Source organism: Bradyrhizobium sp. Kon69 (assembly GCF_055807515.1).
The window spans coordinates 37,562-49,649 of record NZ_JBVVOS010000043.1 but is presented as its reverse complement, the minus strand read 5'-3'; the positions used below and the strand labels follow the sequence as shown (position 1 = coordinate 49,649).

The 12,088-nt window shown below is 65.1% G+C and carries 8 protein-coding genes; 1 reads left to right on the top strand and 7 read right to left on the bottom strand.

What is annotated here, in order from left to right:
• Window positions 1–530: 530 nt before the first annotated feature.
• The gene (locus tag AC0L3U_RS35875; protein ID WP_473364793.1) at window positions 531–1,562 is read left to right on the top strand and encodes an alpha/beta fold hydrolase; all 1,032 of its coding nucleotides are present in this window, start codon (window positions 531–533) and stop codon (window positions 1,560–1,562) included.
• A 4-nt stretch (window positions 1,563–1,566) separates the two neighbouring features.
• Here the strand turns inward: AC0L3U_RS35875 and AC0L3U_RS35870 are convergent, their stop codons facing one another.
• The 7 genes from AC0L3U_RS35870 to AC0L3U_RS35840 form a co-directional block, all read right to left on the bottom strand.
• Window positions 1,567–5,076: a PAS domain-containing hybrid sensor histidine kinase/response regulator gene (locus AC0L3U_RS35870; RefSeq protein WP_473364792.1), complete on the bottom strand. Its 3,510-nt coding sequence runs from the start codon at window positions 5,074–5,076 to the stop codon at window positions 1,567–1,569.
• 277 nt (window positions 5,077–5,353) lie between these two features.
• The gene (gene hemA, locus AC0L3U_RS35865; RefSeq protein WP_473364791.1) at window positions 5,354–6,583 is read right to left on the bottom strand and encodes a 5-aminolevulinate synthase; all 1,230 of its coding nucleotides are present in this window, start codon (window positions 6,581–6,583) and stop codon (window positions 5,354–5,356) included.
• A 201-nt stretch (window positions 6,584–6,784) separates the two neighbouring features.
• Entirely contained in the window at window positions 6,785–7,846 is a 1,062-nt protein-coding gene (locus AC0L3U_RS35860) for an MBL fold metallo-hydrolase (RefSeq protein WP_473364790.1), read from the bottom strand.
• Window positions 7,847–7,940: 94 nt separating this feature from the next.
• Entirely contained in the window at window positions 7,941–10,094 is a 2,154-nt protein-coding gene (locus tag AC0L3U_RS35855) for a methyl-accepting chemotaxis protein (RefSeq protein ID WP_473364789.1), read from the bottom strand.
• A 165-nt stretch (window positions 10,095–10,259) separates the two neighbouring features.
• The gene (locus AC0L3U_RS35850; protein ID WP_473364788.1) at window positions 10,260–10,985 is read right to left on the bottom strand and encodes an outer membrane protein; all 726 of its coding nucleotides are present in this window, start codon (window positions 10,983–10,985) and stop codon (window positions 10,260–10,262) included.
• A gap of 223 nt (window positions 10,986–11,208) precedes the next feature.
• A complete protein-coding gene (locus AC0L3U_RS35845) occupies window positions 11,209–11,529 on the bottom strand; it encodes a hypothetical protein (RefSeq protein ID WP_007599476.1) in 321 nt (106 codons plus the stop codon).
• A gap of 85 nt (window positions 11,530–11,614) precedes the next feature.
• A complete protein-coding gene (locus AC0L3U_RS35840; RefSeq protein WP_473290045.1) occupies window positions 11,615–12,019 on the bottom strand; it encodes a RidA family protein in 405 nt (134 codons plus the stop codon).
• Window positions 12,020–12,088 lie beyond the last annotated feature (69 nt).

The window sequence follows — 12,088 nt, the reverse complement described above, 5'->3', positions numbered from 1 at the left end:
CCGTCCAACCATCGCGCAGGGAAGGCCGAGTGATTGGCTACACCTGTATGCTGCTGTGCGGTTTCCTTGCGCTACATCTTCGCGCAGCGGACCGCGGGTGCCAGCCGGCACCCGGCCTTCCCTGCGCCCTCTTGGCTTTGAGGGTGAAGTGCCGAAGCAAAGCTCGGGCGAAACGCGCCGCGAGGATGCGAAGCTGCGTCTGCAATTCAAAATGCGAGCTGGAAAACTGGCGCTGCCACCTCATACCCCGTCATTGCGAGCGCAGCGAAGCAATCCAGCCTGCCGCCGCGGAGGGATTCTGGATTGCTTCCGCCTTCGCTAAAGCTTCGGCGGACAAGTCGCTACGCTCGCAATGACGATGTGGAGAGAACGTGTGCCACACTCCACTCTCGTGCCCCGGCGATCAGGCCGCGGATGAAGGCCTTATGAAGCGCGGAACCGGAGCCTCACAACTTCTCACAACTCCAAACGGGTGTCTCGCGGCCGCCGCTGCTAGTCAGTGCACGACCGATCAACGAGGGAGCAGCACCATGACACAGAGCATCGATCAGCACCGGCGCCAGTTTTTCGGCGTCGCCGCCGGAACCGTCGCCGCCGGGCTCGGCGTGATCGGCCTCGCCCGCGCCGAATCGGAAACGCCGCGCTCCGCCCTGACAAATGCGTCATTCGGCGCGATCAAGCAGATCGATGCCGGCGTCCTCAACGTCGGCTACGCGGAGGCCGGTCCCGCCAGCGGCCCCGTCGCGATCCTGCTGCACGGCTGGCCCTACGACATTCACGCCTTTGTCGACGTCGCCCCGATCCTGGCAAAGGCCGGCTATCGCGTCATCATTCCCTATCTCCGTGGTTACGGCTCGACCCACTTCCTCTCCGCCGAGACGCCGCGCAACGGCGAGCCGGCAGCAATGGCCGCCGACATCATCGCGCTGATGGACAAGCTCGACATCAAGAAGGCGGTCGTCGCCGGTTTCGATTGGGGCGCGCGCACCGCCGACATCATCGCCGCGCTGTGGCCGGAGCGCTGCCGCGCGCTGGTGTCGGTCAGCGGCTATCTGATCTCCAGCCAGGCCGCGGGCAATGCGCCGCTGCCGCCGTCGGCCGAGCTGCTGTGGTGGTACCAGTTCTATTTCTCGACCGAGCGCGGCCGCGCCGGATACGCGAAGTACACGCATGATTTCGCAAAACTGATCTGGAAGCTGGCTTCGCCGCAGTGGAAGTTCGACGAAGCCACCTTCGACCGCAGCGCGGCTGCGCTGGACAACAAAGATCACGTCGCGATCACGATCCACAATTACCGTTGGCGGCTCGGGCTCGCTCAGGGTGAAGCGAAATACGAGGAGCTCGAAAAGAAGCTCGCGGCAGCTCCGGTCATCGACGTGCCGACGATCACGATGGAAGGCGACGCCAATGGCGCGCCGCATCCCGATCCAAGCGCCTATGCCAAGAAGTTCTCGGGCCGGTACGACTACCGCCTGATCACCGGCGGCATCGGCCACAATCTGCCGCAGGAAGCACCGCAAGCCTTTGCCAAGGCCGTGATCGACGCCGACGGTGGTGCCTGATCGGCTATTCCGCCGCCACCATCTGCTGCGTGCGCCATTGGCCGAGCAGGGCGCGGAGCGAAGCCGGCTTGACCGGCTTGTTGAGCACCGCGACCTTTTCGTCGCGCGCAGCCATTTGCACGGCGGGGCTGCGGTCGGCGGTGATCAGGATCGCGGGAATGCCGTCACCGAAGCGGCGGCGGATGTCGCGGATCGCGGCGATGCCGTTGCCGCGGTCGAGATGGTAGTCGACCAGCAGGCCGGTCACGCGACGGCCGGCGGCTTCGATCGCAGCGATCGCGCCCTCGGGATCGGCGACCGCGATCACCTCGGCGTCCCAGGCCTTCAGCAGCGTGCGCATGCCGTCGAGGATCGCGGCGTCGTTCTCGATGCAGACGATCAGGGTCCCCGAGATCGAGGTGCGTGCGAGCGGCGTCGCGCTGGTCACGGCCGCGGTGTGGGTGATCGCCTTGGCCGTCGGCACCGTCACGGAAAACACCGAGCCGCCGCCCACATTGGAATCGATGGCGATGTCGTGCTTGAGCACGCGTGCCAACCGCTCGACGATCGACAGGCCAAGGCCGAGGCCGCGGGCGATCCGCGCGCCCTGCTCGAGGCGGTGGAATTCCTTGAAGATCTCGCTGCGCTTGACCGTCGGAATGCCGACACCGGTGTCGTAAACGCAGATCTTGAGCGAGGCGCCGCGGCGGCGGCAGCCGACCAGCACGCGCCCGCGCGGGGTATATTTGATCGCGTTGGAGATCAGGTTCTGCAGCAGCCGTCGCAGCAGGAGACGATCCGACTCGACGGGCAGCGAGCACGGCACGAAGACGAGCGCCAGATTCTTGGCGCGGGCGATCGGCGCGAACTCGATCTCCAGCGAGCGCATCAGATCGGCCATCTTGAAGCTCGAGATCGAGGTCGTCATCGCGCCGGCGTCGAGCCTGGAGATGTCGAGCAGCGCGCCGAGGATCTCCTCGATCGCCTGGAGCGATTCGTCGATGTTCTCGACCAGTCGCGTCTCCTCGCCGCTGTGCTGGCGCTCGACCAGGCTCGTGACATAGAGCCGCGCCGCGTTCAGCGGCTGGAGAATGTCGTGGCTGGCGGCGGCGAGAAAGCGCGTCTTGGAGATGCTGGCGTCTTCGGCAGCGCTCTTGGCCAGAGCCAGCTCGGAATTCAGCCGGGTCAGCTCCTCGGTGCGGTCGCGCACCCGCTTCTCCAGCGTCGCATTGGCGCGCTCGAGCGCTTCCGCCGCCTCGAACGTGGGTGTGACGTCGGTGAAGGTGATGACGAAGCCGCCGCCGGGCATGCGGTTGGTCAAGATCTCGATCACCATGTGGCGGTCGGGCAGGCGCTCGAGATAAGGCTCGCCGTCGGTGGTGTAAGCCACCAGCCGGCGCTCCAGCATGGCCTCGCGCTCGATCGGATCGGCCGGCTCGCTCACGCCCATGAATTCCAGGATTTCGCGCAACGGCGTGCCGAACTGGATGAAATGCGGGGGAACGTTGAGGAGATCGCCGAACTGCCGGTTGGAGCAGATCAGTTGCAGATCGGCATCGAACACCGCGATGCCCTGGCGCACATGGTTGAGCGCGGTCTGGAGGATCTCGCGGTTGAAGTGAAGCGCCGCATGGGAATCGTCGAGCAGTTTTAGCGCAGCCTTGGCGGAGACCGTCCGCTTGCGCAGCAGCAGCGACATCACCAGACGCGATGAGGCCGCACCGATCGAGGAGGCGATCAGGTGCTCGGCGTGCTGCAGCAGCTCGAAATCGGCGGGTGCCCCGGACTCCAGCCGCACATTGCGCCGCGCGGAGAATGCCTCGAACGAATGCCGCGCGCGGTCAGGCCCGAGATATTGCGCCACCGTGGTCTGGATGTCCTGCACCGTGACGGTGGTGCGCCAGCGCCGGAAGTTGGGGGAGATCGGCGCCAGCGTGTTGGGGACGAACAGATCGGCCTGCACCAGCTCGATCGAAGACGGCCGGCGCGCCAGCGACAGCAGCACGTAGGTGAGGATGTTGAGCGACAGCGACCAGACCACGCCGTGCATCAGCGGCGGCAAATCGGCGCCGAACAGCGCCTGCGGCCGCAGCGCCTCGATCCCGAACGGGCCGTGCTGGAGCAGCAGGATGCCCGCCGTCGAAGTATCCATGAAGCTCGGGATGAACAGCGTGTAGAGCCACACCGCAAAGCCAACCAGCATGCCGCCGATCGCGCCGCGCGCGGTCGCGCGCCGCCACAGCAATCCGCCGAAGAAGCTTGGTGCAAGCTGGGCGATGGCGGCAAAAGACAGCAGGCCGATCGCCGCGAGCTGGGTGTTGCCGAGCGCGCGGTAGTAGAAGTAGGCCATCACCATGATGGCGAAGATCGCGAGCCGGCGCGAGCGCAGCAGGAAGTCGCTGAAATCGGCGCCGCCGGTGCGCCCCTCGGGCCGTCGTTGCAGCACCAGGGGCACCACGAGATCGTTCGAGACCATGATCGAGAGCGCGACGCATTCGACGATCACCATCGCGGTCGCCGCCGACAGCCCGCCGACGAAGACGACGACGCTGAGCAGATCCGCGCCGCCCTCCATCGGCAGCGCCAGCACGTACATGTCCGGGTCGGCGGCGCCGAACGGGAAGCTGACGAGGCCGGCGAACGCGATCGGGATCACGAACAGATTGATGGCGACGAGATAGAGCGGAAACAGCCAGCGCGCGCGGCCGACCTCGGCGTCCGAGGAATTCTCGACGACGCTGACGTGGAACTGGCGCGGCAGCAGCATGATCGCGCACAGCGACAGCAGCGTCATGGTCAGGAAGTTGCCGATCGACGGCGAATAGTTGATGACGCGCACCGCCTCCGGCGTCTTCATCGCGCGCTCGATCAGTTCGTGCGGCGAGAACATCCAGAACGTGACGAAGATGCCCGCGGCGAGGAAGGCGACCAGCTTGATGATGGATTCGGTCGCGACCGCCAGCATCAGGCCGTGCTGGTGTTCGGTGGCATCCGTCTGCCGCGTGCCGAACAGCACTGCGAAGGCCGCCATCGCCAGCGTCACCATCAGCGCCACGTCGCCGACGATCGGGATGTGGGAGAAGGCCTGGTCTTCGCTCAGGATGGTTTCGAGCGAGGAGGCGACCGCCTTGAGCTGGAGCGCGATGTAGGGCACCGAGCCGATGATCGCGATCAGCGCGACGGTAGCCGCCACCGCCTGGCTCTTGCCGTAGCGCGCGCCGATGAAGTCGGCGATCGAGGTGATGTTGTGGGCCTTCGCGAGCTGGATCACGCGGCGGAGGACGCCGGCCCCTAACCCGATCATCAGGATCGGGCCGACATAGATCGCGAGGAAGTCGGTGGAGGTCCGGGTGGCGAAGCCGACCGAGCCGAAGAAGGTCCAGGAGGTGCAGTAGATCGCCAGCGACAGCGGATAGATCAACCCCGAGGCGCGGCCGCGTCCGGCCGGCGAGCGGCGGTCGCCATGGCTCGCCACCAGGAACAGAAAGCCGATATAGCCGAAGGCGGCGGCGATCACGCCCCAATCATGCAGCATGGCGAGCGTGCTTCTCCCGGGGCGCGCGCGCACTTGCCGCGCCCGATCTCATTTTCCCTGCAAATCTAGCGCGTTGGGCGGTTGGAGGCGACAGCGAAATGCTCTACGGGCGCGGGAACTGGGGGTGTCGTTAAGGTGCAAACCCCCAGCGTCGTCCTGGCGAAAGCCAGGACCCATAACCACAGGACACGGTTATGGGCATCCCAATGGCCCCAGCAAGCCGCAACAATTCACAGTCGGGGTAATGGGTCCTGGCTTTCGCCAGGACGACCCGGACCTACTCCGCCGCCAGCGACTTCTCGCGCAGCGGCAGACCCAGGCGGTCCCACACCTGCAGCAGGGCTTCGGCGAGCTGATCGATCAAGCCATCATCGTGATAGGGCGAGGGCGTGATGCGCAGGCGTTCGGAGCCCTTGGCGACCGTCGGATAGTTGATCGGCTGGATGTAGATGCCGTGCTGCTCGAGCAGGAGGTCGGAGGCCTGCTTGCACTTCTCGGCATCGCCGATGAACAACGGGACGATGTGGGTGTCGTTCGACATCACCGGCAGGCCGGCGGCGTTGAGGATTGCCTTGACCCGGGCGGCGCGATCCTGGTGACGCTCGCGCTCCCAGCTTGACGTCTTCAGATGCTTGATCGCGGCGGTCGCGGCCGAGCAGATCGCCGGCGGCAACGCGGTGGTGAAGATGAAGCCCGGTGCATAGGAGCGCACCGCGTCGATGATCTGGCCGTTGGCGGCGATGTAGCCGCCGAGGCAGCCGAACGCCTTCGCCAGCGTGCCCTCGAGAATGTCGATGCGATGCATCACGCCGTCGCGCTCGGCGATGCCGCCGCCGCGCGGGCCGTACATGCCCACCGCGTGGACCTCGTCGACATAGGTCATCGCGCCGTACTTCTCGGCGAGGTCGCAGATCTTGGCGAGCGGGGCGATGTCGCCATCCATCGAATAAAGGCTCTCGCAGGCGATCAGCTTGGGCCGGCTCGGGCCCGCAGCCTGCAACAGCGCTTCGAGATCGGCGAGGTCGTTGTGGCGGAACACGACCCGTTCGCAGCCGGACTGGCGGATGCCCTCGATCATCGAATTGTGGTTGAGCTCGTCGGACAGGATCAGGCAGTTCGGAATGAGCTTTGCGATGGTCGCGATGCCGGTCTGGTTCGAGACGTAGCCGGACGTGAAGAGTAGCGAGGCTTCCTTGCCGTGGAGATCGGCGAGCTCGGCCTCGAGCTGTACCAGCGGATGATGCGTGCCGGCGATGTTGCGGGTGCCGCCGGCGCCGGTGCCGACGCGGGTCGCGGTCTCGACCATCGCGCCCACCACCTTCGGGTGCTGGCCCATGCCGAGATAATCGTTGGAGCACCAGATCACGACGTCGCGCTTGCCCTTGGGCGAGTGCCAGAGCGCATGCGGGAACCGGCCGGCGATGCGCTCGAGATCGGCGAACACGCGGTAGCGCCGCTCGGTGTGGAGACGATCAAGGGCGGAATTGAAGAACTGGGCGTAATCCATCGTCAAACCTGCAGCGGAACCGACCAAAGACCCGCATATCCTTAGAGCTTTTCCAGCTCCAATGTCTATGCGCTATCCCACATTTGGACCTGCGGGGCATTTGGGCAAAATGCCCTATCGTGCGATTTGAAACTTGATCCGGATCAAGTTCGCGCGAGATGCAATGTTGCTCTGCACCATCCGGTGCATTGAGCGCAGCCCTCAGGTCGTCCTGAACTGCAACACGCCGTCTTTCATCTCCGCCGTCAGCCGGCCTTCCACGATCATGTAGTTGACGTGGGCGACCAGTTCGCCGGCGGCGAAACCCATCTGGTGTTCGTCCAGCACGTGCTTGTTGAACACCACGGGCACCAGGGCGCGCGAGGTCTGCGGCACCTCGCGGCAGGCTTCCGCGATCAGGCGGCAGCGCTCCTCGTGGTGATCGGCGAGCTGCTTGATACGGGTCTTCAGCCCGTAGAACGGCACGCCGTGGCCGGGCAGCACCAGCACGTCATAGGGGAGAGTCGTGGTGAGGCTGGCGAGCGAGGCCAGGTATTCGCCGAGCGAGTTCTGATCGGGTTCGACCGCCCACACGCTGACGTTCGGCGAGATCTTGCTCAGCACCTGGTCGGCCGAGAGGAACAGCTTGTCGTCGGCGCAATACAGCATCACCTGGTCGAGCGCGTGACCGCCGCCGGTGATCACCTTGAAGCGGCGCGTGCCGATCACGACGTCCTCGCCATGCGAGATGCGGCGGTAGGACGGCGGCAGCACCGAGACGCGCTTGAGATAGTCCTGACCGCGGCCGAGCAGTTTTTCGGTGAGTGACTCGTCCATGCCGTGGCGGCGGAAGAACAGCCGCTGCGCCTCCTTCCGCTCCTCGGTGCCGCGGTTCTGGTGATAGACCGATTGCAGATATTCGACCTGCGACATCACCAGCGGGCAGTTGAACCGCTCGACGATCCACCCGGCCAGACCGACGTGATCGGGATGGGAATGGGTTACGATCAGGCGCGTGATGTTGACGCCCTTCAGCGGCCCGTCGAACAGCTTCGTCCAGGCTTCGATCGTCTCCTCATTGCCGAAGCCGGCATCGATCATGGCATAGCCGTCACCGTCGGCGAGCAGGTAGATGTTCACATGGTTGAGGCGGAACGGCAGCTTCAGCCGCGCCCACAACACGCCGGGCTTCACCTCGACGACCTGTTCGGGGCCGGGATGCTGTTCCCAGGGATAGCGCAGGGCGTCGGCGGAGGACTGCACGGTGTCGGTCTTTGCGTTCATCCTACCGGCTTAAACCCACCTCTCCCGCCGCGCCAGCCGAAAAAGGACGCTGGCGCGGTCCGCATAGCGGTCATTCCGGGTTACGGAACGGCCCCTACGCCGCCCGCATGTTGTTGAGGAACGCGTCGATCTCTCCGCGCAGCATGTCGGCCTCGCGGCGGAGCGCGTCGGAGGCGCCGAGCACCTCGTTCGCCGCTGCGCCGGCTTCCGCCGAAGCCGTGGAGACGCCGACGATGTTGCTGGAGACCTCGCTGGTGCCGCCGGCCGCATGCTGGATGTTGCGGGCGATCTCGCGTGTCGCCGCGCCCTGTTCCTCGACCGCGGCGGCGATCGTCGTGGTGACGTCGTTGATCTCGCCGATGATCCGGCCGATGCCCTGGATGGCGCCGACTGCCGAAGTCGTCACCGACTGCATGCTAGCGATCTGGCTGCGGATCTCCTCCGTCGCTCTTGCAGTCTGGCTCGCGAGGCTCTTCACCTCGGAGGCGACCACCGCGAAGCCGCGGCCGGCTTCGCCCGCGCGCGCCGCCTCGATGGTGGCGTTGAGCGCCAGCAGATTGGTCTGCGAGGCAATGGTCTGGATCAGGTCGACCACCACGCTGATGCGGCTCGCGCTGTCGGCGAGGCTCTGCACCGTGGCATCGGTCGCGCCGGCTTCGTCGACCGCCTTCCTGGCGATCGCGGCCGAGGTCACGACCTGCTTGCTGATCTCCTCGATCGAGGACGAGAGCTGCTCGGTGCCTGACGATACGGTCTGTACGTTGACGGAGGTCTCTTCGGCTGCGGAGGCAACCGCGTTCACCAGCGCATTGGACTGGTCTGCCGTGGTCGACATGCTCTGCGCGGTCGATTGCATCGAATTGGCTGACTGCGCGAGATTGTCGAGTGCGGTGCGGACCGCGCCCTCGAATTCTGCAATCTTCGCCTCCATCTGCGCCGCACGCTCGGCCTTGGCGACGCGATCCCTGTCCTGCTCGCTCGCAAGCGCGCGAGCTTCGATCATGCTGTCGCGGAACACCGTCAGCGTTTCCTTCATCGCGCCGATCTCGTCGTTCTGCCGGGAGCGGACGATCTCGGTGTCGAGGTCGCCGGCCGAGAGCAACTGCATGGCGCGCTGAAGCTCGCGAATGCGGCGCAGGATGTTGCGGCCGACATAGAGCCAGACGAACAGCGCCGAGCCGACCAGCGTCAGAGCGCCGAGTGCCAGCATCGCGGTTGTCGCGAGCGAGATCTCATGCCGCGCCTGGAAGGTCGACGCGTTGGTCTCCTTCTGCACGCCCTCGACGAGCTGCTGCACGCTGATGCCGAGGCCGACATTGAGCTTGCGGGTCTCGTCCAGGATGGTCTGGCCGTAGTCGATGGCGTCGAGCTCCTTCTGGCGGATCTTGAACACGCCGGACTTGCCTTCGCCGAAGGCGAACAGCTTTTGCACGGTGTCGCGCACCGCTTGCATCGAGGCCATGTTCGGCAGGTCCTCGAGATTCGACTTGACGCGGTCGCGCGTCGCCTTGAACTCCTTCTCGATCGCCTCCAGCGTATCGCTGTTATTGGCCGACAGCGCCGCCATCATGTCGGCGGCCATCAGATTGCCGTTGGCGGAGATGGTCGCGACCTGGGAGACGGTGCGGGCGGCTTCGGTGGCATCGTCGGCGGAAACTTCCGCCGCGCCGAGGATCGCGTTCAGGCGCGTTTGCGCATCCAGCATGGCAGGACCGGCCGCACCGACGAAGGTGAGCTGCGCCTTGCGGAGCGCTTCATACTGCTTGTCATGCACCGCGCCGGCATCGAGCCGCTCGCGCGCGGCCGATACCAGGCTCTGGGTCGCCTCGTCGATGCTCTTGGCGGTCTCGCGCAGCGCGGTTGCGATCTGCTTGTCGGCGCCGAGCTCGATGATCTCGCCGAGCTTGGCCATGGCGAGCTGCTGGATCTCCTGCACCTTCTTGGTGCGTTCGTTCAGCGCCTCGTCGGACGGCGACGCCAGGAGGCCCGGCCCCTGTGCCGCGAGCGTTGCGCTTTGCGATGCGAGCTGAAGGCTGGCGGAGAGGCGCGGGATGTCGCGGCCGCTCAGGTCCATCATGGTGCTGCCGAGATGGTTGAAAACGAAGCCGGCGCCGGCTGCAATCACGAGGCCCATGCCCGCGATCACCGCGAAGGCCGTGAACAGGCTGCCGCGCACGCCCCATGTCGGCATTTTGAAACGAGGCCGGATACGACCAAGCAAACGGCCAAGGCCCAGACGGATCGCCATCGAAATTCCCCCACGCGTGATCTTTATGTTTTCGCAGCGGAGTATCCTCGGGTCAGGTTAAAAAATCGCAAGTCGCTCAATCGGTTGGGTGCGTTCCGCACAGCGAAAAAAGAAGGGCCGGCAACGATGCCGGCCCTTCCATCACGATAAGGTCTTGGTAACCGTTCAGTAGCGCGCGACCGCCGAGTTGGCCCAGTTGAAGCGGTAGTTGACGCCCGCCTTGATGGTGTGGTCGTCGGTGGTGAAGTTGCCGGTGCCCGCCAGCGGACCACCGGTGAAGTGCGCGTCGCCGAAATTGTAGTACTGGTACTCGGCCTTGGCCGACCAGTTCGGGGCGAACATGTATTCGAGGCCGGCGCCGACGGTGTAGCCGTTGCGATGATCGCCCGTGATGACGAAGGCCGCCGGCACGCCGCCGACAGTGACCTTCTCGTTGTTGTCGGAGTAGGCATAGCCGCCCTTCACATAGAGCAGGCCCGGGCCCCAGGTGTAGCCGACGCGGCCGGTGATCGAGCCGAGACCACGCTGGTCGTTGGTGTAGGCGACGCCGCCCGGGAACACCGCTCCGACGCTGCCGGAGAGCCAGGAGTATTGGCCTTCGACGCCGACAACGAAGTTCGGGTTGAACTGCCAGTCCGCACCGGCCTGCAGGCCGCCGAGGAAACGGCCGTTGCCGTTGTTACCTGTGGAGAGGCCGCTGAAATTGTTGTCGCTGGAGAACGCGCCGCCAACATGGCCGCCGATATAGAAGCCGGTCCAGTTGTAGATCGGCGCGGCATAAGCGGGCGCGGGCGCCTTATAGTAATTGCGGTTACCGAGATCGGCACCAACCGCCGGTGCGGCAGCGCTCACCACGAGCAGCGCAACGGTTGCAAACAGAATCTTCTTCATCGTCCAAACTCCAACACTTAGGTCCCCGGCAGGCGCGCTTTCCGCGCCGTCGTTGGTTCTGCAGATAGCTCGCTTTTGACGAAAATGCTGTCACATCCGTGGCACAGCGGCAGCCAAGCTAACTTATTGGGCTGTAAATGATTTTCGTGCTTAATGTCGGCTTAAGAAGTGGTGAAGGAAGGCTTAACTCGGCGCTGTCCCGGTAACTTGCGTGCGCATCTCGTTAACCAAGACGGCGCCGCGCCTCATCGCGCATCTGTTCGCGGAATGCAGCGCGCTTTGCGGGCCGGTCTTCCTCGCGCACGTCATGACGATCGAAGACGTCGAACTTCTCCAGGATCGGATAGCGCTCGCTCGCCATCGCGAGCACGCGCAGCACCTTGGTCGCCGACGGTGTCGGGCCGCTCACTTCCCAGCGTCGGATGGTGTCGGCGCCGCCCTTCTCCGGCAATCCGCAAAGCCGGGCCATGTCGGCCGCGGTGAGCTTGCGCTCCAGGACGTCCGAGAGATCGTTGCGGAGTTGCTTCAGTTCGGGACCGGTCATGTCGCCTCAATACGCGAAGTCGATGAGGTGAATGCACTAGCGCTGATTCGGGTCCATCCGAAGGCGAGGCAATCCACCCCTGACCTCATCCATGTCGTCTGGCCAGCGCGACGCAATCGACCTCGATGTCAAATGGCCCAGGCCACGACGGAACGTGCAGGAAGATGCGCGCCGGTGAACAGTCCTGGAAGTAACGGGCATAGACCTCGTTGAACGTGGCGAAATGCGCGGGATCGGGCGTGCAATAGACATTGCACTTGATGACCTCCGCCAGCGACGACCCCGCGGCTTCAAGGCAGCATTTCATCTGGTCGAGCACGATCTCGGCCTGCCGCTCGAACGGTAGCGCTCTGACCTCGCCCGTTTCGGGGTCGAATGGCGGCAGGCCCGATAGATAGACGAGGCCTTCGACGACGACGACCGGATAGATCGGGCCTCTGCGGCGGCGCTCCAGATAGGTCGATATCGGCTCCACGCGGATGCGTTTCATGCGGCGTCTCCGGATCGTGTCGGAGCCACGGTAGAGCGCGCTCGGCATCCAATGGTTCGGCCGCGGCCA

Excerpts from the sequence above, each read along its gene's own strand:
- AC0L3U_RS35875 (WP_473364793.1), top strand. The coding sequence starts at position 531 with ATGACACAGAGCATCGATCAGCACCGGCGCCAGTTTTTCGGCGTCGCC.
- AC0L3U_RS35870 (WP_473364792.1), bottom strand. The coding sequence starts at position 5,076 with ATGCTGCATGATTGGGGCGTGATCGCCGCCGCCTTCGGCTATATCGGC.
- hemA (WP_473364791.1), bottom strand. The coding sequence starts at position 6,583 with ATGGATTACGCCCAGTTCTTCAATTCCGCCCTTGATCGTCTCCACACC.
- AC0L3U_RS35860 (WP_473364790.1), bottom strand. The coding sequence starts at position 7,846 with ATGAACGCAAAGACCGACACCGTGCAGTCCTCCGCCGACGCCCTGCGC.
- AC0L3U_RS35855 (WP_473364789.1), bottom strand. The coding sequence starts at position 10,094 with ATGGCGATCCGTCTGGGCCTTGGCCGTTTGCTTGGTCGTATCCGGCCT.
- AC0L3U_RS35850 (WP_473364788.1), bottom strand. The coding sequence starts at position 10,985 with ATGAAGAAGATTCTGTTTGCAACCGTTGCGCTGCTCGTGGTGAGCGCT.
- AC0L3U_RS35845 (WP_007599476.1), bottom strand. The coding sequence starts at position 11,529 with ATGACCGGTCCCGAACTGAAGCAACTCCGCAACGATCTCTCGGACGTC.
- AC0L3U_RS35840 (WP_473290045.1), bottom strand. The coding sequence starts at position 12,019 with ATGAAACGCATCCGCGTGGAGCCGATATCGACCTATCTGGAGCGCCGC.